Source organism: Streptomyces sp. 150FB (genome assembly GCF_000818195.1).
Taxonomy (GTDB): Bacteria; Actinomycetota; Actinomycetes; order Streptomycetales; family Streptomycetaceae; genus Streptomyces.
The window spans coordinates 7356047-7377559 of sequence record NZ_JTHL01000001.1; the positions used below are offsets into that span (position 1 = coordinate 7356047).

Here is a 21513-nt window from a genome sequence, read left to right on the forward strand (position 1 = left end):
GCCGAGGGCAGCCGGCACCCTGATCCGTGGAACCCGGGGTCCTCACCTTCAATGCCGTCGGACAAGTGAGTTCCGCCGGGGTCAACGTGACTGCCGCACCCGCAACTCGGTCAACGCCCGAAGCGGAAACACCGGCCGGTGATGCGGCGGCAGCCCTGGTGCCAGAGTCAGACCTGGCATCCTGGTGGCGACGGCCTGTATCGCGATCTCCAGTTCCATGCGGGCGAATCCGGCTCCGAGGCAGAAATGGATGCCGTGCCCGAACGCGAGATGCGTGGCGGACCCACGGCCCGGACTGAACCCGGCCGGACACCCGGCGGACTGACTGTCCCGGCTGGCCGCTCCGTACAGCAGAAGCAGTCGGCTCCCCTCGGGCAGGTGGACGTCGCCGACCTCTACGTCACGGACCGCGGTCCGGTACATGCCCGCGAGCGGGCTGTCGAACCGCAACCCCTCCTCGGCGACGTCCCGTGTGGCGATCGTCCCGTCGACCACCTTGGCCCAGCCGTCGGGTGACTGAAGCTGCTGGAAGAAGATCGTGCCGAGCGCCTCGGCACAGGTCATGTGTCCCGCGAAGATCAGTGTGGGGATCTGGACAGCAGCCTCGTCGGCGGTGAGCGTGCGGCCCGCCTTGCCGTCGTGGAGCAGTTCACTGATCAGGTCGTCCTGCGGTGAGGCGAGCCGCTCCTGCACGAGTGATCGGGCGAACTCTCCGAAGTCCATCAGCCCGCGGGCGTATTCACGCAGCCGGTCAGGATCGGTGTCGCGCTGCAACATCATGAGTTCGATGCGCTGCTCGGACCACATGCGGCAGCGGTCGAGGTACTCGTCCGGGATCCCGAGGCGCCGGCAGATCACCTCGAGGGCGTACGGAACTGCGAAGTCCGTGATGAGGTCGAACTCCTCCGCGACCGCGGCCCGCTCGACGAGGTCGGTCGCGATCGCGCGCATCGTGGGTTCGAACGCCCTGACCCTGGCCGGCGTGAACCCGAGGTTGAGTACATCCCTGATCTTGGTGTGCTCCGGAGGGTCGAGTGAGCCGACGGCCAGAGCGCCGGCACCGCGCCACGTGCGGAGCATCCGACTCACGTCCTCGGGCAACTCGACCTTGGAGCGGGGGTTGTGGTCGCGCGCCGAGTAGTTTCGGTCGTCCCGTAGTACGGCAACCACGTCCTCGCGCCGCGTGACGCACCACGCGTTGAGCAAAGGGGCGTAGAACACCGGTTCCGTCTCTCCGACTTCGGCGAGAAACGAAAACGGGTCGTCGCGATGCGCGCCGTACGGGTCGAACGACCTGCCTTCATGCAATTGCCCAGAATCAACTGACATAGCCATTCCGCCTCTCAAGCTTTCAGTGAACCATTCCCGGTAATGATCAGTGACGTTGTGTGATACTGCTCGGCCTGGGGGCTATTCAGTGATCTTGGTATGGCCGACCCGGTCGAAGCGCAGCAGTTCTTCACCGTTCCCTCTCCGTGGTGCGTCGGGGGAAGGGTCCAGTGTCTCCGCGTCGGCGACTGTCTCGACGATGACTGTCCGGTCGGGAGCGTGCCCGTAGGTGCCCTCGACCTCCCCGTGGTCCGCGTGTCCGACCAGCGCCGATGTCCGCCCGTCGCGGGCGAACCGGAGGCGGGGAGACGCCGTGCCCGGAGTGTTCCGGGGCGGGGTCGATGCCGGCTGTCGCGCGGCGTACACCGGCACACGAACTCTGCGGCTCGGCCGGCAGGGCCTGCTTACCGCCACTCATTCCCACTCCGTTCCGTGCCATGACGTCCCGGTCGGAACGCCTGGCTTGCGTTGCCGAACAGGGCATCCGCGCCGGTCGGTGGAAACCGAGTCCTTCTCGGGGAGTCTTGACTGCCGTTGGGTGCCGGCTTAATAGCCGGACTCGAAGTACGGCCTTGGGGTGCCGCCCAACGGCTACCAGTCCGAAGGCTAGTCTAATCCAGTCCTTGCACCGTCTTCTTTGGGGTTTTTCCTAAAGTCGAAGATGCTCACGCCCCGTCGTTGACACGACGGGAGGGGTCGTTCAGGATGGCGGTCAGAACGGTCACGTAAATTCCAGTGCGTCACCCCAGGTTCAGATTGCGCGTAGACGCGAGAGCTGTCTATGTCGGGAGCTGTCTATGTATTGACCTGTAGTGATGTCGGGTGATCATGAGCTTTGCGCAAGTATTTCGTCTATATACAGTTCCCCGAGGCTTCACCGCACGGCGAGGTGGGGCAAGGGCTGAGCAGATATTTACGCAACATATCCAGCGCAATGATTTTCCGTGGTGCAATTCGCGAACCCCATGTGCGTAGGTTCCGACCAGGAATTGGGAAGGCGCGCGACCGGAGGAGAATCCCCGATGAGCGCCCTCGATACCTCGTCGACTACGTCGTGACCGTCTCCGACAAGGTGGTCTGAACCTCGATTCCGGCGGAGGCCGTCAGTGAGTACCCCAACTCAATTGCCTTTCGAGCAGACGAATGTGCTGCAACTCGCGCCAGGGCTGCGCACGCTCCAATCCCAGGGCGCGGTCCATCGAGTTCGTACGGTCGAGGGCGACGAGGCGTGGCTGGTCACCGGTCACGCCTGGGTGAGGCAGTTGCTCGACGACGACCGGCTCGGCCGCTCGAATCCCGATCCGGAGGCCGCGGCGAAGGACAGCGGGTCGGCGATTCTCGCCGGCCTGCTGGGCGACCTCGCCACCGACCACGCCCGGTTGCGGGCGCTGCTGGAGCCGCACTTCTCACCCGAGCGGATGCTGGCGCTGCGGCCCTACGTCGAAAAAGTGACCGGGCAGCTCCTGGATGGATTGGCCGGGCAGAAGCCGCCGGTGGACCTGCTCCAGACGTTGGCGCTGTCGCTGCCGATTCAGGTGATGTGCGAGTGGTTGGGCGTGCCCCAGGAGGACAAGGACCAGTTCGGCCGCTGGACCCAGGACGCCGCCAACGTCGGCGACCCGGTCAGGTCCCAGCAGGGGCTGGGCGCGTTGTTCGGCTACTGCAAGCAACTTGTCGCTGACAAACGCCAAAATCCTGGCGATGACGCGATCTCCAGGATCTGCGCGACCGAGGGGATCAACGACAAAGAAGTCATCGGGCTGACGGCGTTGTTGCTGTTCGGCGGTTATGAGACCACGGTGGCCCGGATCGGCACCTGTGTGTTGCTGTTGCTGGCCAACCCCGAGCAGTGGCAGGCGTTGCTGCGCGACCCGCGTCTCATCCCCGGCGCGGTCGAGGAAACCCTGCGGATGTCGATGCCGAACCCGCACAACGGCGGCATGCCCCGTTACGCGCTGACGGACTTCGAGATCGACGGAGTCACCATCCGGGCCGGCGACTTCGTACTGCTCAACATCATCGCGGCCAACCACGACGAGAAGGCCTTCGGCGACCCCGGCCGGGTCGATGTCACTCGCGACACCACGGGCAGCCTCATGTTCGGGCACGGTGCGCACTCCTGCGTCGGCGCGATGCTGGCCCGGATGCAGCTCCAGGCGGTGCTCACCCAGCTCGTCGCGCGATTCCCGACCCTGCGTCTGGCTGTCGGTGTAGAGGAGCTGAGCCTGCGTCACAACTCGCTGATCGGCGGGTTGATCCAACTTCCGGTGACATGGTGATTGGCTCCTGATGCTGCACAAGATATCTACAGGCGTAGTCACGAAGAGCCCGGATTCGGTCCGCGCGTATCTCCTGTTGATGCGACTGGACAGGCCTACGGGGTACGTGCTCTACCTGCTTCCAGGCCTGTGCGCTGTCGCCCTCGCCTCCGGGCACCGTCCGGACCTGCTGGCGGTGGTGGTTCTCGCCGTCGCCGCGGTGCTGGTACGCGGCGCGGCCTGCGCGGTCAACGATGTGGTCGACAAGGAGGTCGACGCCCGAGTCGCCCGCACGGTGTCGCGTCCTGTCGCGGCGGGGACGATCAGCGTCGGGAACGCACTCCTGTTCGCCGCCGCACAGGCCGTGGTCGCACTGCTGGTCCTTGCGGTGGCGAACGTGGAGACCGCCCTGGTCGCCGCGGCCTCCTACCCGTTGATCGTCGCGTACCCCTTCATGAAGCGCTTCTTCTTCTGGCCTTCGGCGTTCCTGGCGTTGGTGATGAGCGTCTACGCGCTGATCGGGTGGACGGCGGTGACCGGGAGCGCCGACTACCCGCCCGCGGCGTACGCCCTGTACGCGTTCGGGGCCTTCTGGACCCTGATTCACGACGCGATCTACTCCCATCAGGACAAGGAGTACGACCGGAAAATCGGTGTCAAGTCTTCCGCTCTGCTGTTCGGCAAGGCCACCAAGGCGTGGCTGGCGATCTTCCTCGTGCTCAGCGTCGGCGGCGTGCTGTGGGCCGGTTCGCAGATGTCGATGGGGTGGGCGTTCTACCTGCTCCTCGTGATCGCGGGGATCTTTTTGTCCTATCTGATCGTGCGCGTGGACCTGGATGATCCGAAATCGTGCTGGGACGCCTTTGTCGCCAACACCTACTTCGGTTGGATCGTTCTCGCGGCGGCGGTCGCCGGACAGTTCACATGAAGGATGAGCTACGTATGACAGATTCGATGTGGCAAGGGAGTGGCGTCGACCTGGACGCCTACCTGACCCGCGTGGGCTACCAGGGCGACGTGGCTCCGGACCTCTCCACGCTGCGAGGCCTGCACGCCGCCCACGTCGACGCGATCGCCTTCGACAACCTCGACGCGCTGCTCGGGCGCACGGCGGTGCCGCTGGACCTGGACAGCGTCCAGGAGAAGATCGTGCGGCAGGGTCGCGGCGGCTGGTGTCTGGAACAGGTCGTGCTGATGGCGGCCGTGCTGGACCGCATCGGGTTCACGTTCACGGCGTTCGCCGGCAGGACGCGGATCCGCACCGGGAGCAAGTTCGGGCCGGCCCTGCACGTGGCCCTGTCCGTGGAGCTCGACGGCGAACGCTGGATCCACGACGTGAGTTTCGGTGCACACGGGCTGCACGAGCCGATCCAGCTCGCGGAGAACGCGCGGCTGGACGGCGACTGGTCGTACGATCTCGTACGGGAGCCGACCGGTGAACACGTGCTGCGCTTCCTCCGGCCGGAGGGACCGTTGGAGCTCTACGGCTTCACCACGGACGTGCGCTATCCCTCGGACTTCGAGCTCCTCAACCACTTCTGCCTCACGCATCCGCGCTCACCGTTCAACCACCGGATGGTCCTCCAGCGCACACAGCCGGAAGTGAGGCACCTCCTCGCCGGCAGCACTCTCGCGGAAATACGTCCCGCGGAGCCGACGACCTTCCGGGAACTCGACAAGGACGAGACGCTTGCCGCTCCCGAGGAGATCTTCGGGATCACCTTGGAACCGGGCGATGTCCAGGCGCTCCGGAAGATCTTGGACGGTCCCTGATGCGTACCTTGCTGCTGGACAACTATGACTCGTACACCTTCAACCTGTACCAGTTGATCGCCGACATCAACGGGCAGGAGCCCGTCGTCATGGTCAACGACGATCCGATGTTGTCCAGCCTGCGGCTGGAGGACTTCGACAACATCGTCGTCTCACCCGGCCCCGGACGGCCGCAGAACCCCCGCGACGTCGGCCTCCTCGGCGACCTGCTGCGCCGCACCACGCTGCCCGTGCTGGGCGTCTGCTTCGGCCATCAGATGATCGGGCACCTGGCCGGAGCGTCGGTGGCCGGCGCGCCCGAACCGAAACACGGCCACCTCGCCAAGGTCTCCCACGAGGGAGATCCGCTGTTCGCCGGGATTCCGCGGGAATTCGTCGCGGTTCGCTACCACTCGCTGTGCGTGCAGGAGCCCCTGCCCGAGGAACTCATCGCCACCGCGTGGGCGGACGACGGTGTGCTCATGGCGCTGCGTCACCGCGATCTGCCGCAGTGGGGCGTGCAGTTCCACCCCGAGTCGATAGCTTCCCAGTACGGGCGTGAGATCCTGCAGAACTTCGCCGAACTGACCCGCCGGACCCAGCACGGACAACGGCCGTCCGACACAGGCACCGACAGCGGCGCGGGCACCAACACCAACACTGGCACCGCACTGTCCGACGACACGCCTGGCGCGGTCGAGGAACTGGGAATCATCAGCACGGTCGTGTCGACCGCTGCCGATTCCGAGGCCATTTTTCTCAAGCTTTTCGACAACACCCCGTACTGCTTCTGGCTGGACAGCAGCCGGGTGGAGGAGGGCCTGTCCCGGTTCTCGTTCCTCGGCGACACGTCAGGTCCGCTCAGCGAGGTCCTGACCTACCGCACCGGCAGCGGGGCGGTGGAAGTGCGCGACGCGAAGGGCGTCGGCATCGTCACCGGCAGCATCTTCGATGTCCTCGAACAGCGGCTGCGCGAACGGCGCATCCCCGACTCGGACCTGCCGTTCGACCTGACCGGCGGCTACGTCGGCTACTTCGGCTACGAACTCAAGGACGAATGCGGGGCCACGGCCCGCCACACCGCCGAAACGCCGGACGCCGTCTGGATGTTCGCCGATCGCATCATCGCGATCGACCACCAGGAGGGACTGACCTACCTGGTGGCCGTCCACGACGAGAAGACCCGGCGTGACGCGCAGGAGTGGGTGGAACGGACGTCCGCGGTCCTGATGGGCCTGAACCCGGCCGACGCCGAGCCGCCGCGCGAACCTGCCGCCGGCCCGCCCCCGAATGCCGAGGAGTACCTCGGCCGCGGCCAGACCCAGTACCTGGCGGACATCACCGAGTGCCAACGGCAGTTGAACCAGGGCGAGAGCTACGAGATCTGCCTGACCAACAAGCTGCACATACCGTTCCATGATGACGACACGTCCTTCTACCTGAGGCTGCGCCGGTCGAACCCGGCACCGTACGCCGCACTCCTGCGCCTCGACGACGTCACGGTCTTCAGCTCCTCGCCGGAGCGGTTCCTGCGCATCGAGCGGGACCGCACGGTCACCAGCAAGCCGATCAAGGGCACAGCCCCTCGCGACGCCGACCCGGTGCGCGACGCCGAACTGGCCGCCACCCTCGCCTCGAGCGCCAAGACCCAGGCCGAGAACCTGATGATCGTCGACCTGTTGCGCAACGACCTGGGCCGGCTGTGTGAGGTGGGCAGCATCGAGGTCGACCCCTACCTGGCCGTCGAGAGCTACGAGACCATGCACCAACTGGTCTCCACTGTTCGTGGACGGCTCAAGGACGAGGTCAGCGCGATGGACTGCGCCCGGCAGTGCTTCCCCGGCGGGTCGATGACCGGGGCGCCGAAGCTGCGCACCATGGAGATCATCGACCGCTTGGAGACGGAGGCCCGGGGTGTCTACTCCGGCGCCCTCGGCTACTTCGGCCTCTCGGGCGGCACGGAACTGAACATCGTGATCCGCACCGCGGTCCGCGTCGGTGACCAGTTGAGCATCGGAGCCGGCGGGGCGATCGTGCTCGACTCCGACCCGCACGAAGAGTACGAGGAGATGCTGCTCAAGGCGGCGGCGTCGCTCCGCGCCTGGCGTGCGCCCGCGGTGTCGGACGCGGGCGGCTCCCAACGATGAACACGGAAACGAGCACAGCGACCGACCAGAGCGTCCGCAGGTGGTGGGACGCCGAGGGCGGATGGTCGACGGCCGACGCCTCCGGGACGGTGCTGGCCATCGACTCCTGGCTCGTGGACGAGGGGCGGGTGCGGGGACTCGACCGGCACGCCGAACGCTTCGGTACGGCCTGCGGCCGGTTCTCCGAACCGGCAGCGGAACAGACGGACCGGTTCCTGCGGGCGGTCGCCGAGTCGTTGCCCGCGCGAGGCCGATGGTTTCCTCGCGTCGAACTCGTGGAGACCGGGTCGGGAACGCGGCTGCGGATGTGGCTGCGCCCCGCGCCACCGCGCACCGCGACCGTCCGGTTGTGGACAGCGGCTGGACCCGACCGTCGTCGACTGCCGGCCGTCAAGGGCGTCGACCTGGACCACCTGGCTTCCCTGCGCGCCGAGGCGGCTACGGCGGGAGCCGACGAGGCGCTGCTGCTCTCGGCGGAAGGGCACGTGGTCGAAGGGGCGTCCACGAGCATCGTCTGGTGGCGGGGCGACACGCTGTGCGGGCCGCCCCCCGGCCCCGGCCTGCTCCCCGGGATCACCCGCGCCCTGCTCGGCGAGCTCGCCCGTACGGCAGGGCACCAGGTCGTCACCGAGCAGGCCACCGTACCGGATCTCGTCGGCGTGCCCGTCTGGACGCTGAACGCCCTGCACGGCATCCGGCCGGTCACCGAGGGGCTGGGCCTGTTCCAGGACACGGACGTCGCGGTGGCCGAGCGCTGGCAGTCGCGCCTGGCCGCTCTCGCCGTTCCGGCCGGCGCCTCGCTGACACCTGTGGTGAACCCATGAAGGAGGTTTCCCGATGACCGCGGCACGTGAAGAGCCCAAGTACGAGCGCGACTTGCTGGTGCAGTTGACACGCCGCTGGGGAAAGCGAGTGGCCGTCAAGAAGGACGAACTCGACCTCGACGGTCACTTCGACCCGGCGATGCCCGACTTCCCCGAACACCTCGTCCCGGTGCTGGGACTGCCGGGTGCCGACCGGCTCGACCGGCACGCTCGCGAGCGCATCCTGTCAGCGGCGTGGATCTCCTACAACGCCAAGACCGCGGCCATCGAGGAAGAGATCATCCTGCCGGCCTGTCGGCTGATGCTCCAGGAACGGATCCCCGTCCGCCGCGACGACGTCGCCGTCGACGCGCTGCACCAGACGATCATCGACGAGCACTACCACATCCTGATGTGCCACAACGCCGTCGGCGTCACCCGCAGGCGGCGCGACCTGACGGACGTACGGTTCGCGCCGGACGTCTGGTCGGTCGTCCAGAAACTGCACTCGATACGCGCCGGGCTGTCCGGGTTCGACCGCGACATCGTCGACATCGCGTTCTCCCTGGCCGCCGAGACGACGATCAGCGGGTTCCTCTCCACACTCGCCACCGCCCAGGACATCCAGCCGATGAACCGGATCACCACCGACCTGCACCGGCGGGACGAGAGCGGACACGCTGTGGTGTTCCGCGAGTTGTGCGGCTCGCTCTACCGGAACCTGGACGGCGCACTGCGGCGGACGTTCCGCGAAGCGCTCGTCACCGGGCTGACCGCGTTCCGCTCCGCGGACCTGGACCCCTGGGTGACCGTGGCGGCCCAGGGCGGCTTCGAGATCGACACCGGTCAGCTCAGCGAGTGGGCCGCGTCCCGCCCCGTACCCGCGCGGGACACCGGACCGTTGCAGTTGCTGCTCGACGACCTGGGCATCAGCCACGACCTCGTCGAGATGGTCCGGCCATGACCGTCCCGCACCGCTGAGCCAGGAGAAGCGGACGGAGAACATGTTGCCCCTCACCGGCGAAGGCGCCCCGCACTGGCGGACACTCGTCGCCCACCAGCGGCCGGAGTGGCCCAGCCCGGCTGAGCTCGGCGACGTGACGGATCACCTGGCAGCCCTGCCCCCGTTGGTCACGCCGCAGGAGTGCGACACGCTCACCGCGCAACTCGCCCAGGCGGCAGAGGGCAAAGCGTTCCTGCTCCAGGGCGGCGACTGCGCCGAACGTTTCGACCACCTCTCGACGCGGGCGATCCACGGCAAAACGCGCCTTCTGCAGCGGATGGCCGTGATCCTGACGTACGCGTCGTCGGTGCCCGTGGTCAAGGTGGGCCGAATGGCCGGGCAGTACGCGAAGCCCCGATCCCGGCCGACCGAGACCGTCGACGGACGCACGCTGCCGGTCTACCGCGGCGACGCGGTGAACGGCATCGGCTTCAGCCAGGCCGAACGACGGCCGGACCCGGCCCGGCTGCTTCGGATGTACGACGCCTCGCGCCACACCCTCGACGTCATGCGCGCATTCGCCCGTGACGGCACCGACCTTCGCCAACTGCACAAGGAGAACCAGGACTTCGTCTCACGCTCGCCTGCCGGTGCACGCTACGACGAACTCGCGAGCCGAATCGGCCAGGCACTGTCCTTCAACGACGCGTGCGGCGGTCTTCCGTTGCGCACCACGGAGTTGTTCGCCAGCCACGAGGGACTGCTGCTCGACTACGAGGCCGCGCTGACCCGCCACAACCCGCGTTCCGGCCGAAGATACGCCGGCAGCGGCCACATGCTGTGGATCGGCGACCGCACCAGACAGCCCGACGGCGCCCACGTCGCCTACTTCGCGACCATCGACAACCCGATCGCGGTGAAGGTGGGCCCTGCCACCACGCCCGAACAGGCGCTGGCCCTGATCGACCGCCTCGACCCCGACCGGCGGCCGGGCCGGCTGACGTTCATCGTGCGCATGGGGGCAGACCGTGTGCGGTACCTGCTGCCGGAGCTGGTGGAGAAGGTCACGGCTTCCGGCGCGCCGGTGGTGTGGGTGTGCGATCCGATGCACGGCAACACCTTCGAGGCGCCCGGCGGGCACAAGACCAGACGGTTCGACGACATCCTCGCCGAGGTCGCCGGCTTCTTCGACGTGCACAAGGCGCTCGGCACCCACGCCGGCGGACTGCACCTGGAGCTGACCGGCGAGGACGTGACCGAGTGCGTCGGCGGCGGCACCGATCTGGGCTTCGACGACCTGCACCGTAGGTACGAGTCGGCGTGCGACCCGCGCCTCAACGGAGGCCAGGCACTTGACCTGGCCTTCCTGGTAGCCGAGATGTTCAACCCGGAAGCAACCGGCGCCGTGGCCCCGGACGCGGCGGTGAACGGCGCGGCCCGGGGCGCACGGCACAGCAATTCTCCCGCCTGACGAGCCCGTGCACGGTGGCGCGCTTTGACGCGCGGCGTGGGGGGTGTGCAGAGGGTTGTGTGGCATGGTCCGGGCCGGGCCCCGCGGTGGCTGGGGTGTTCAGAGTGCGCCGACGTACAGGAGGCGGTCGGGGGAGTCCGTGCCGGGGGAGACCACGGCGCCCGCGGTGGCGGTGGCAGTGAGTCGGTGGGTGATGTCCTGGGGAGTGGCCCGGGGGTCCTGCTCCAGAAGGAGGGCGGCGGCGCCGGCGGCATGGGGGCTCGCCATGGAGGTGCCGCTGAGTGTGCGGGAGCCGCCGCCGAGCCGGGCGGAGACGATGTTGACGCCGGGCGCGTACAGCGACAGGCACGGCCCGTAGTTGCTGAAGCCGGCCTGGCGGTCCTGGCGGTCGGTGGCGCCGACGGTCAGGGCCTTCCGCGCGCGGGCGGGGGAGGCGGTGCAGGCGTCCTTGGCGTCGTTGCCGGCCGAGACAACGGGGAGGACTCCGGCGTCGGCGACCGCGTTGGTGGCGGTGTCGAGCGCGAGAGACGCGGGGTCGCCGACGGACGCGTTCATGACGGCCGGGCGCTGGGCGTGGGTGGCGATCCAGTCGAGACCGGCGAGTGTCTGGGCCGTGGTGCCGTCGCCGGTGCAGTCCAGTACGCGTACGGCGACGAGGGAGACGTCCCTCGCCACACCGTAGGTCTTCCCGCCGACGGTTCCGGCGACATGGGTGCCGTGGGAGTGGCAGTCCTGCCCGCCCCGGCCGTCCCCGACGGCGTCGAACCCCGCGGCGGCGCGCCCTTCGAACTCGGCGTGCCCGGTCTGGATCCCGGTGTCCAGGATGTACGCGGTCACACCGCGGCCGGTGCCTGACACGGTGAAGCGGCCGTCGAGGGGCAGGCCGCGCTGGTCGATGCGGTCCAGCCCCCAGGGCTCCTCCACGTCACGTGCCGGCCCGGGGGCCCGGGCGGCCAGGGCGCTCACGTTTTCGTCCGCCGGTGCGCTGTGGAGAGAGATCTGGCCGTTCTCCTCAATGGCTTCGACGGCGGGCAGAGCTCGGGCCAGCCGCAGTTGGAGCGGGGTGAGCGCGGCGGCGAACCCGTGCAGCGCGGTGCTGTAGCTGAACAGCGCTCTGACGCCCAGCTCCCGCAGCACCGCATCCGGTGAGAACGCGGCCTTGACCGTCACGATGTACTCGCCCGCTACCGCCTGTGCCGCGTGCTCCACGGCCACGCGGTCCGCACCGGGCGCGGCCACCGCACCCGACCCGCCCACCAGCGGCACCAGCATCAGAAGAACAGCCGCTACCCCACACGTACTTACGCGCATACAGACTCCATCGCAGAAGGAACGAGCACGCGAAGACCGGCCATGGCGTGCCACCCTCTCCCTTTCGGCGATCCAGCGCACCGACTTGAGCGGCGATACGCCCGTGCGCCAGTCGCTCCTTGGGTCCGGGAGGGAACACCGGAAGTGCTGTCGGCGGGGGCGTGGTTGGGGTGCGGCCGGGGGTGTGGGGGGCGCACGGGCCGAGGGATCGTTTCCTCAACGGGTGCTTCCACGCGGCGACTTGGCGAGGGCCGGCCGTCGGCCCGGCTCGTGGGGTGTTGGGCCGCGCAGGTGGTGTCCGCGTATCCGCCCACGCACCCCGGTCGTCACGCAGCGTGCGCGTACCGCGGAAGCTGACCCAGACCCTGCGATTCAGGAGCGGTTCGCCCGACATGCGCATGGGGCTGGACTGGATCTCGGTCTTCGCCTGCCCGAAGAACACGTGCGAGCCGAACTCCGACTACCTCGTCTACACGTACACCGGTTCGCGGATCGAGGGCCACGCCACGATCGGGCCGGACGCGATCGGAGCCGAGGACTCCTGGCCGCTGAAGCCCGGCCGGTACGTGGTGCGCCTGCTGCCGGACGACGGGGTGCTGTCGGTAGCCGAGTCCAAGGTTTTCACGGTCTCCTGACCCGGGCGTCCTGCCCCCTCAGCCTCCTTCGGCCCTTTGGGTCCCGGACGTTGCTCCGGGACCCTTCCGGTGTCCACGGGGAGCTGCGGTCACCTCTCAGCCAGGCAGGGACCGTACGTCCCAGCCGTGCGCCAGGTGCTCCATGATCAGGATGTTCAGCGCCGCCGGCCCGGGTATCCGGCCGAGCCGGGTCGTCACCGTCCGCTCCAAGGCCCCTCCCGCCTCGATCGCGTCCACCAACTCCGCCACGTCGTCCCGGAACGTCGAGTCCGCAGGCTTGGCTTCCCCGGTCATGGTGACCCGGAAGTTCCGCTGAAGATCAAGCAGATGATCCACCACCGCGCGCACGTCCCATTCGTCACAGGGGGTGGGCGCGGCCCACTGCCGCTCGTCTGGCGGCCCGCTCGTCGCGTAACGGTGGGTGTCGCTGTGACGACTCTGAGACATTCCCCGGGGGGGATGAAGGGGTAGAAATCGCACCGACCATGGTTCTGGTGGGGAAGACCCGCAGGGCCGTTGAGCAAGGCAAGGAGCGTTCATGACGCGTACCAACCGGAAGGTCGCCGTGGTCCTCGCCGCCACGGCGCTGCTGGGCGCCGCCGGCGGGGGAGTCGGAGTCTCGCAGGCGGCGTCGGTGACGGCCGGCGGCCCCGCCCCCTCCGCGTGCCGTCCGGCCAACCACCTCGGGAAGATCGCTGAAGCGCCCGCCAGTTCGGGGCACCGTCACTACCGCGTCACCCTGACCGCGCCACGCGGGTACGACCCGTGCACGCTGTCCGGTTCGCCCACCGAGGTGCGGTTCTCGAACCACGGCGTGGAGAGCGGGATCACGGCCGGCCACTACGGCGGTCAGCGGACCGCCGTGACCTTCGGTCCCGGGCACCCGGTGTACTTCGACATCCAGGTTCCCAGCAGCGGGCGTGCCACCTCCGCGGACGAGGCCTCCTTCACGCTCCGGGCTCCGGACGGGGAGATCCCCGGAACGTCCGTCGCCGAAGGCAGGTTCAAGGTGACCGCCGGCACCCTCATCGGTCCGGTTCAGCGCGGCGCCTGACCGCCTTCCGTACCTCCCGCGTGGCGTCCTGCGGCAGTTGCCCCTGTCGCGGGACGCCACCGTGCCGTACGCGCGCCCCGTCGGCGGATTATCAGGATGTCGATTTAAGTATGCGTACTCATGGTCAGGTCATCGCGATCCGGGCAGGGTTGCTTCGACGTCGATCCGCGAGGAGTGCACCATGCGCGAGCCCTCTCATCCCCGTACGGGCTTGTCCGGAAACCGGTACGGCCGCCCCGTCCCGGTCCTTGTGCTGGCTGCCGTGTCGATGGCCTTCGCCCTCACCGGTTGCTCGCAGGACGCCACCTGTGGCGGCGATGAGTACCCCATCCTGAACGTGGGATCCACCGGCAGCGCCTGCGCCCCCAACGGCCACGAGCCGCCGAAGGGCTACACCCGCTACCCGAAGGGCAAGGTGCCCGAGCACGTGGGCGACAAGTGGGACACGTACTGGCAGAGCCACACGGTCGACAAGAGCGGAAAGATCATCAAGGCGCCGAAGGGCTGAGCCAGGAGGTACGTCGTTCAGCCGGCCAGGGCGAGGTACGCGCCGGCGGCCGCCGCGACCGGTCGCGACGAAAAGGCAACGCACGCCCCGTGCGTTATCCTGGACCTCATGACCACCCCCGCGTTCCAGCGCGCGCGTTCGGCCGAGAGCAAACGCCGGCGATCCCAGGCTCTGATCGACGCCGCCCGTTCCCTCGCGCTCGAGGACGGGGTGGCCTCCGTGACCCTGACCGCCATCGCCAAGCGCGCCGGCGTCCACCACTCGGCCATGCGCCGCTACTTCGACTCGCACAAGGAAGTGCTGCTCCAGCTCGCCGCCGAGGGATGGACCCGCTGGTCAGGAGCTGTGTGCGAGGCCCTCGCCGGAGAACAGGCACAGCCCCGGCGCCTCGCCGAAGTGCTCGCCACCACTCTGGCCGCTGACCCCCTCTTCTGTGACCTGCTGGCCAACGTGCCCCTTCATCTGGAGCACGAGGTCGACGTCGACCGCGTGATCGACTTCAAGAAGCGGACGCGCGAGCCGATCACCGACATGGTCGGCGCCATCGTCTCCGCCACACCGTCGCTCGACGCCGACGGCGCTCGCGACATCGTCCTCTCCGCCAACGCACTCGGGGCCACGTTGTGGCAGGTCACCCACCCCGCGAAGAGTCTCGCCGCCGCCCAGGAACGTGACCCCGACCTGATGGTCATCGCCGTCACCGACTTCACCGGCACCCTGCTCCGCCTGCTCACCGCGACCTGCCTCGGAATCGCCGGCGCTTCCCGGTCCGAGCCCGAACGTATGAAGGGCTGACAGTCCTCGGCGCGTTTCGCCGCGTACGTGACGCGCTTACGCGGCCGGCGTGCTGTGGACGAACTCCCGCAGCGCGGCCGACAGTTGGTCCGGCTGGTCTTCCGCGATCAGTGTGCGGCTGTCCTCGATCTCCAACAGCCTTCCCTGCGGAAGCAGTTCGGTGAGGCGACGGCCGTGGTCGCGCGGCATCATCAGGTCCTCCGTCGCCCAGATCACCAGCGCGGGCTTGTCGAACGTCCGCAATCCTTCGGCCGCTTCGAGGAGTTCCGTCCTGCGCAGGGCGAGGTTGTAGCGGCGGAAGTCGTTCCTGATCGCCTTGTCCGTCAGGAGCGGCCTGAGCCAGCCGTCGGCGATCTCGTCGGGTACGGGGCGCTTGGTCAGGGAGCCGAGGGCGACGGGCAACCGGCGTAGCGCCTTGAGCCCGAGCGTGTGGACCATCAGGGGGAGCGCGCCCGGGATCTTCACTGCCAGCACGATCATCTTGCCCGGCAGTCCTGGCGGGTAGTTGTCGAAGGCCTCACAGGACATCAGGACGAGCCGGGCCAGCCGTTCGGGATGCTGGGCGGCCACCGTCTGGGCGCGACCGCAGTCGCTCTCCACGAGCGTGACCTCATGGAGGTCGAGACGGTCGAGGAACTCCACGATGAGGTCGTTGACCGTGTCCGGGCTCAGCGGCACATCGGGACGCATCGGCGTGCGGTGCGAGCCGTACGGAAGCGTCGGCGCGACGCAGCGGTGGTCCGTGGCGAGGTTCGCGACGACGTTGCGCCATACGGTGGCGTCGTGGATCAGACCGTGCAGCAGGACGACGACGGGACCGGGGCCTCCGGTGTCCTCGTAATGGATTGTTCCCGCAGACAGTTCGATCTCGGGCACGGAAGCTCCTCGGCCGACGCCGTTGATGATCAATCGCCTGATCCGAGCCTATGCCCTGTCGGGCAGATCTTCGCGGGCCCGGGACGCCTGGCACGGCACCTCGCCACGTTGTCGAGCAGCCCCCGCGGCGTACCGGCGGCCTACTGGCGCGACAGTCCCAACTCGCCCGCCCGCACTCCGGCCTGGAAGCGGGAGTCGGCCTCAAGCTTCGCCATCAGCTCGGCCACGCGCCGCCGGTAGGTGCGCAGCGGGATCCCGAGCCGTCTGGACGCCGCCGTGTCGGTGAGCCCCGAAGCGAGCGCGTCGAGGATCACGCGTCCCTCGGCATCGAGGTGCGGGACGTCGCTCCGCAGGTACGTGTCGAGATCGACAGCGGTGTCCCAGATCGCCCGGAACATCGAGTGGACGCCGTCGATCAGAGTTCCCGACGTCGTCACGGTGTACTGGCGGCCCGCGGGGGTTTCCCGGCCGGCGAGGATCATGACCCGGCGGTCGATGAGGATGGTCTCGTGCGGCAGCCGCGAGCCGCTGATCCGGATGAGAGCGCCTTTGCTCTGCACGAGTCGCAGGTGCGCGCGGTCCTCCTCGTCGGCGAGCGCGACCGGACTGAGCAGCTTGCGCGCGGTGAAGCCCGGCGAGTCGATGGCGTGCATCCGCTTCCGGACCGCGGCCCTGGCCTCAGGTCGCGACCAGGTTTTCAGGTCCCGGGCGGCGCATACGAACTCGGTCCCTGCGGATTCGAAGAGGTGACCGGCACGCGCGACGAGCTCCGCGTCTCCCTGCACTGAAAACACCTGTTCGCTCCGCATCCCGTCAGTCCGGCAGCAAGCTGCCGACGACTCGCCGGACATAGGGTCCCCGGACACCATGACTGTCATGACGCCCAAGACTTTCTCCCTCGGCGGAGACCTGACCATCAACCGGCTCGGCTTCGGCGCGATGCGCCTGGCCATGGGCACCTTCGACGGCCCGACGCGAGCGACCGACAACGGCATCGCGGTGCTGCGGCGGGCCGTGGAACTCGGTGTGAACCACATCGACACGGCCGGCTTCTACGGCAGGGGAACCGTGCGGGCCAACGAGATGATCCGTACGGCGCTGACCCCCTACCGTGACGACCTGGTGATCGCGACCAAGGTCGGGCCGCTGCCAGGCCCGGACGGCGTACCGAGCGGGCAGGCCACGCCCGATCAATTGCGCGGCCTGGTCGAGGCGGATCTGCGCGCTCTCGGACTTGACCGGTTCGAACTCGTCTACCTGCGGGTCGGCGGGATGACCGGGCCGGGCGGGGAGTCCGTCGCCGAACGGTTCGCCGCACTGGACGAGCTGCGCGCTGAGGGACTGATCCGGCACCTGGGCGTCAGTAACGTCGACGCCGCCCAGTTCGCCGAGGCTCGCGCGACCGCGCCCGTCTCCGCGGTTCAGAACAGGCACGCCAGTGATACGGCGCTGCTGGCCGAATGCGAGGAGGCGGGCATCGCCTACGTGCCGTACTTCCCGCTCGGCGGTGGTGGCGTCGCTCCGTTCGACACCGAACGGCTCGGCAAGGTCGCGGCACGCCTGGGCGCGACCACCGCGCAGGTCGGGCTCGCCTCGCTGCTGGCGAGGTCGCCGGCGGTACTGGCGATTCCGGGTACGGGCTCGCTCGAACACCTGGAGGAGAACCTCGCGGCGGGTGATCTCACTCTCAGCGACAAGGACCTCGCTGACCTGCACGGCTGATCTGTACGGCTGAACGGGCGGTCGGCTTCGGGATCCGGCCGCCGGGCCGGGCTGGACCGCGCGCTCACTGTGCGGGGAGCAGATCCTCGGCAGTCGCGCACAGTATGTCGAGGAAGTCGCGGACCGGTGTGTCCGGCGCCGGTTCCTCAAGTGTCAGCGCGGTGACGCGGCGGGTGAAGACGGGCGCCGCGAGCCGGAGTACGCGTACGTCGTCGCGGGGCGGGAAGAGCGAGAGCGCCGGAGCGAGGCCGACACCCATTCCGGCGGCGACGAGTCCCTGGAGCGACTGGTAGTCGTCGGTCCTGAAGGCGACGACCGGTTCGAATCCGGCGATCCTGCACATCGTCTCGTGTGCGGCGGAGTGCGGTGCGCGGTGCGCCCGTACGACCCATCGCTCGCCGGCCATGTCGGCGAGCGAGACCTCTCCCCGGTCGGCGAGCGGATGGTCGGCCGCCACCAGGATCCGGAGGGGGTCGTCCGGCAGGTGACGCTGGACGAGCCCGGGGTCCGTGGGCTGTGGCGCGATGTCGTAGTCCCAGGTCAGGAGTGCGTGGATATGGCCCTCACGCAGTCCCGCTGGTGCGCTGTCCGTGTGTACGGCGGTCAGCTCGACGCGTATGTCGGGGTGACGCTTCCTGAAGGTACGCAGGGCGATCGGCAGCAGTTCGACGCCCGCCGTCGCGAAGGCGCCGAGTCTGATTTCGCGAGGACCGTTCCCGAACGCGCGTACGTGCTGCTCGACACTCGTGATCTGCCCGAACAGATGCTTTGAGCGGTCAGCGAGCACCGCTCCCGCCGTGGTGGGCCGTACGCCGCGCGCGAGCCGGTGCAGCAGGGGAGTGCCGAGTTCCCGTTCCAGCGCGGCGACTTGCTGGGACACGGCGGACTGGGTGAGGTAGAGGCGCTGGGCCGCCGCGGTGAAGGAGCCTTCTTCCGCGACGGCCACGAAGACCTCGAGACGCCTGATGTCGAGCACGTCCCACCGCTCTCTTCCAGCCGTATTGATCCGATTCAGCCATCATGACCCGTCGCGGGGCCCGGCGGTAGACGCCGGCCTCGGTCCAGGTTCAGGCGGCGCTTCGTGCCTGTGCCGATGCCTGTGCCTGTGCCTGTGCGGTGGCCGCCCGGCGCCGCGTCGCGGCGAAGGACGCCACCTGTTCGCCCAGACCGGCGAGCTGACCCGCGACCTTGGGGTCGACGGCGCTGCCGTCGGGTCCGAACGGCGCCGCCGAAGAGTTGATCACCACGCCGAGCGGCGTCGGCCAGCCGCGCAGCGCGTGGACGGTGGAGCGCAGCGACGTCAGCGTGGTGACCCCCGCCTGCCACCCCGAAGTGGTCACGACGCAGCCGACCGCCTTGCCGTGCAGATACGGCTCGGGGTCGTCCGCCAGTTCCTGGAGATGGTCGAGCGCGTTCTTGAGGAGACCGGACGTACCGCCGTGGTATCCGGGAGTGGCCACCACAAGGCTGTCCGATCGCCTGACGGCTTCGAGGAATCGCAGGGCCTCCGGCGTGAGCGACCGGCTGCCCGGGTCGTACATGGGGAATTCCAGCTCACTCGCGGTGATGTACTCGATACGCGCTCCGTGCTCGCGGGCCACACCGAGCGCGACCCGCATGGCCCGTTCGGAGGTGGAGCCAGCCCGCAGCGTGCCGCCGATGCCCAGCACGGTGGGAATGTCGTTGTTCATGTCCGTCCTTGTCGCTGGTGGTGCCGGTCGGTGTCGGTCGGTGCCTGCTCGGTCACGCGGCGGCCTCACGCCGCGTTCGCGGCGGTGGCGGGTACCGCGCTCGCCGGTCCGATGCCGAGCGTGCCGCGCAGCGTGTCGTGCTCGTAGTCGTCGTGGAACAGGCCGCGCTGTCGCAGTTCCGGCACGAGCATGTCGACCACGTCGTGGATGCCGGAGGGCAGCATGTCGATCATGAGCGTGAATCCGTCGGCCGCGCCGGCCTCCATGCGTTCCTTCATGTCGTCGGCGACCTGCTCCGGCGTACCGACGACCTGGTGGTGGCCGCCGCCGTACTGCGCGATCAGCTCCCGCACCGTCAGGCCTTCCGTGACAGCGAGGTTGACGATGCTGCGGCGGAAGCCGATGGACCCCTTGAACTCCTCGTCGGGCCCGAGCAGATGGGCGGGGAACTTCTCGTCCAGCTCCAGGACGTCGACGGGAAGCCCGACGCGCTTGGCGAGCTTGCGCAGGTTGGGGCCGGTGCCGAAGACCTCGTCCAGATGCTCCTTGCGCTCGCGCGCCTCCGTCTCGGTGGAGCCGAGCACGAGGGAGATGCCGGGGAGGATCTTGATCGAGTCGGGGTCACGGCCGTAGGCGGCGGCGCGGTCGCGCATGTCGTTGCGGAAGTCGATGGCGTCCTGGAGCACGTGCTGTGCGGTGAAGACGACATCCGCGTACTTGGCGGCCTGGTCCCGGCCGCGCGGCGACGATCCCGCCTGGAAGATGACGGGCCTGCCCTGCGGGGTACGGGGGAAGGGCAGCGGCCCACGTACCGAGAAGTACTCGCCCTTGTGGTCGATCTCGTGGACCAGGTCTTCGCTGGCGAAGACGCCGGCGGCCTTGTCACCGACGAGCGCGCCCTCCTCCCAGCTCTCCCACAGGCGCAGCACGACGTCGATGAACTCGTCGGCGCGTGCGTAGCGCTGCTCGTGGTCGAGGCTGACGCCTCCGCCGAACTGCTCGACAACGGTGGGGTTCTGGGTGGCTATGGAGTTCCAGCCGACCCGGCCGCCGCTGAGGTGGTCGAGCGTCGCGAAGCGGCGTGCCAGGTCGTACGGCTCGTTGTACGTGGTGGAGGCGGTACCGACCAGCCCGATACGGTCGGTCACGGCCGCCATCACGGCGAGGACGGTCGCCGTGTCGAGGGCGCCGCAGGGGCGCTCCGTGCCGACTTCCTGATTGGTCATCTGCTCGGCGAGGAAGAGCGCGTGGAGCTTGCCGGCCTCCGCGGTGCGGGCGATGTCCTTGTACATCGCGGCCGAGAGGTGGTCGTCCGCTGCTCCGTCGCGCGCCATCCAGGCGCCGGTGTGCATGCCGAGACCGTGCATGAGCGCTGCGGTCACGATCATCGAGGGGCTTTTACCGGTCATCGCACATCCTCCCGGGGCCGGAAGGGACATCCGGCCGTAGCGTCGTCGGTGGCGGGACCGCGAGGGGGAATTCCCCGCGTTCCGCGCCGTGTCCGACGCTAGGAGCCCGTGTGAAGCGCCACCAGAGACGTCTTCCTGAAGGCAGCGATTAGCAGAACTGTTGGGAGGCGGCGCATGGACGGGGAAGGTACGGGACCGGGCAGGCCGGGAGATCATCCAGGGATCATCCAGGCGTCATCTGTGGCAAGGGAGTTCAGCTCATGGGGCGTTCCGCGCCGATCGAGCCTTTGAGTAAGCCGCTCACGGACGGCGTGATCGCCTTGAGGCTTCGGCGCCACGCCGATCTGGATGCCGTCGCGGCCGCGAGCCACGATCCGGAAACCGTCCGTTGGCTCGATGACACTCCCATGGGCCCGGAAGCCCGCCGGACGAGCATGGCCCGCGTGAGGGAGGCGTGGCGAAGCGGGCGAGCGGCCCCGCTGGTGATCGCGGACGCGGTGACGGACGAGCCCGTCGGGATCGTGAACCTGCAGTTCCGGGATGACGAGGTCGCCACCGTCGCCTACAGCGTCTTCCCCGCCGACCGTGGCCGGGGTGTCGCCCCGCGGGCCGTTCGGCTGCTGTCGGACTGGGCCTTTCGCGACCTGGGTCTGAGGAAGCTCCTGTTGGAGGCCAACGAGGCGAACGTGGCTTCCCTCAGGGGCGCCGAGAAGTGCGGGTTCCAGCAGATCGGCAGCCGTGTCGAGCCCGGCCCGGAGGACGGCCGAGGCCCCCGGACGACCGTGGTTTTCGCCCGCGCGGCACCTTGA

The 21513-nt window shown here is 68.7% G+C and carries 21 protein-coding genes; 13 read left to right on the plus strand and 8 right to left on the minus strand.

Annotated elements, in window-relative coordinates:
* Positions 1-81: 81 nt before the first annotated feature.
* Positions 82-1308 (minus strand): cytochrome P450, encoded by a 1227-nt coding sequence (locus QR77_RS31510; RefSeq protein WP_236710873.1) that lies wholly within the window; start codon positions 1306-1308, stop codon positions 82-84.
* A gap of 1127 nt (positions 1309-2435) precedes the next feature.
* Here QR77_RS31510 and QR77_RS31520 point away from each other — a divergent pair.
* From QR77_RS31520 to QR77_RS31550, 7 genes are all read left to right on the plus strand, one after another.
* Entirely contained in the window at positions 2436-3608 is a 1173-nt protein-coding gene (locus QR77_RS31520; protein ID WP_040025446.1) for a cytochrome P450, read from the plus strand.
* A gap of 79 nt (positions 3609-3687) precedes the next feature.
* On the plus strand, positions 3688-4515 hold the full coding sequence (locus QR77_RS31525; RefSeq protein ID WP_236710874.1) for a 4-hydroxybenzoate octaprenyltransferase: 828 nt from the start codon (positions 3688-3690) through the stop codon (positions 4513-4515).
* Positions 4516-4529: 14 nt separating this feature from the next.
* Positions 4530-5360, plus strand: coding sequence for an arylamine N-acetyltransferase (locus tag QR77_RS31530; protein WP_040025447.1), 831 nt, complete (start codon positions 4530-4532; stop codon positions 5358-5360).
* Entirely contained in the window at positions 5360-7486 is a 2127-nt protein-coding gene (pabB, locus tag QR77_RS31535; RefSeq protein ID WP_040025448.1) for an aminodeoxychorismate synthase component I, read from the plus strand. Before QR77_RS31530 ends, pabB begins: the two co-directional genes overlap by 1 nt.
* Positions 7483-8310 (plus strand): aminotransferase class IV, encoded by an 828-nt coding sequence (locus tag QR77_RS31540; protein WP_040025449.1) that lies wholly within the window; start codon positions 7483-7485, stop codon positions 8308-8310. The genes pabB and QR77_RS31540 overlap by 4 nt, the downstream gene beginning before the upstream one ends.
* Before the next feature lie 13 nt (positions 8311-8323).
* Entirely contained in the window at positions 8324-9253 is a 930-nt protein-coding gene (locus QR77_RS31545; protein WP_040025450.1) for a diiron oxygenase, read from the plus strand.
* Between the two features lie 40 nt (positions 9254-9293).
* Positions 9294-10703 carry a 3-deoxy-7-phosphoheptulonate synthase class II gene (locus QR77_RS31550; RefSeq protein WP_040025451.1) on the plus strand — a complete coding sequence of 470 codons (1410 nt, stop codon included), beginning with the start codon at positions 9294-9296 and terminating at the stop codon, positions 10701-10703.
* 99 nt (positions 10704-10802) lie between these two features.
* Here the strand turns inward: QR77_RS31550 and QR77_RS31555 are convergent, their stop codons facing one another.
* Entirely contained in the window at positions 10803-12014 is a 1212-nt protein-coding gene (locus tag QR77_RS31555; protein ID WP_040025452.1) for a S8 family peptidase, read from the minus strand.
* A gap of 392 nt (positions 12015-12406) precedes the next feature.
* Here QR77_RS31555 and QR77_RS31560 point away from each other — a divergent pair, with 392 nt between their 5' ends.
* A complete protein-coding gene (locus QR77_RS31560) occupies positions 12407-12649 on the plus strand; it encodes a hypothetical protein (protein WP_040025453.1) in 243 nt (80 codons plus the stop codon).
* Positions 12650-12745: 96 nt separating this feature from the next.
* Here the strand turns inward: QR77_RS31560 and QR77_RS44210 are convergent, their stop codons facing one another.
* Positions 12746-13096, minus strand: coding sequence for a maleylpyruvate isomerase family mycothiol-dependent enzyme (locus QR77_RS44210; RefSeq protein ID WP_160310975.1), 351 nt, complete (start codon positions 13094-13096; stop codon positions 12746-12748).
* Positions 13097-13187: 91 nt separating this feature from the next.
* On the opposite strand from QR77_RS44210, the gene QR77_RS31570 reads away from it, so the two are divergent.
* From QR77_RS31570 to QR77_RS31580, 3 genes are all read left to right on the plus strand, one after another.
* Positions 13188-13703 (plus strand): DUF4232 domain-containing protein, encoded by a 516-nt coding sequence (locus QR77_RS31570; RefSeq protein WP_040025455.1) that lies wholly within the window; start codon positions 13188-13190, stop codon positions 13701-13703.
* Positions 13704-13884: 181 nt separating this feature from the next.
* The gene (locus QR77_RS31575) at positions 13885-14211 is read left to right on the plus strand and encodes a hypothetical protein (RefSeq protein WP_052489175.1); all 327 of its coding nucleotides are present in this window, start codon (positions 13885-13887) and stop codon (positions 14209-14211) included.
* A 108-nt stretch (positions 14212-14319) separates the two neighbouring features.
* A complete protein-coding gene (locus QR77_RS31580) occupies positions 14320-15006 on the plus strand; it encodes a TetR family transcriptional regulator (RefSeq protein ID WP_052489176.1) in 687 nt (228 codons plus the stop codon).
* Between the two features lie 36 nt (positions 15007-15042).
* Here the strand turns inward: QR77_RS31580 and QR77_RS31585 are convergent, their stop codons facing one another.
* Complete coding sequence (locus QR77_RS31585) at positions 15043-15882, minus strand: alpha/beta hydrolase (protein ID WP_040025457.1); 840 nt, start codon at positions 15880-15882, stop codon at positions 15043-15045.
* A 140-nt stretch (positions 15883-16022) separates the two neighbouring features.
* Positions 16023-16691 carry a response regulator transcription factor gene (locus QR77_RS31590; RefSeq protein ID WP_040025458.1) on the minus strand — a complete coding sequence of 223 codons (669 nt, stop codon included), beginning with the start codon at positions 16689-16691 and terminating at the stop codon, positions 16023-16025.
* 67 nt (positions 16692-16758) lie between these two features.
* On the opposite strand from QR77_RS31590, the gene QR77_RS31595 reads away from it, so the two are divergent.
* The gene (locus QR77_RS31595) at positions 16759-17604 is read left to right on the plus strand and encodes an oxidoreductase (protein ID WP_040025459.1); all 846 of its coding nucleotides are present in this window, start codon (positions 16759-16761) and stop codon (positions 17602-17604) included.
* A 64-nt stretch (positions 17605-17668) separates the two neighbouring features.
* Here the strand turns inward: QR77_RS31595 and QR77_RS31600 are convergent, their stop codons facing one another.
* The 3 genes from QR77_RS31600 to QR77_RS31610 form a co-directional block, all read right to left on the minus strand.
* Positions 17669-18580 carry a LysR family transcriptional regulator gene (locus tag QR77_RS31600; RefSeq protein ID WP_052489177.1) on the minus strand — a complete coding sequence of 304 codons (912 nt, stop codon included), beginning with the start codon at positions 18578-18580 and terminating at the stop codon, positions 17669-17671.
* 91 nt (positions 18581-18671) lie between these two features.
* Positions 18672-19295 (minus strand): NADPH-dependent FMN reductase, encoded by a 624-nt coding sequence (locus QR77_RS31605; protein WP_052489178.1) that lies wholly within the window; start codon positions 19293-19295, stop codon positions 18672-18674.
* A gap of 65 nt (positions 19296-19360) precedes the next feature.
* Positions 19361-20704 carry an NtaA/DmoA family FMN-dependent monooxygenase gene (locus QR77_RS31610; RefSeq protein WP_040025460.1) on the minus strand — a complete coding sequence of 448 codons (1344 nt, stop codon included), beginning with the start codon at positions 20702-20704 and terminating at the stop codon, positions 19361-19363.
* A 260-nt stretch (positions 20705-20964) separates the two neighbouring features.
* Here QR77_RS31610 and QR77_RS31615 point away from each other — a divergent pair, with 260 nt between their 5' ends.
* Positions 20965-21513, plus strand: a complete 549-nt coding sequence (locus QR77_RS31615) for a GNAT family protein (RefSeq protein WP_052489180.1) — start codon at positions 20965-20967, stop codon at positions 21511-21513.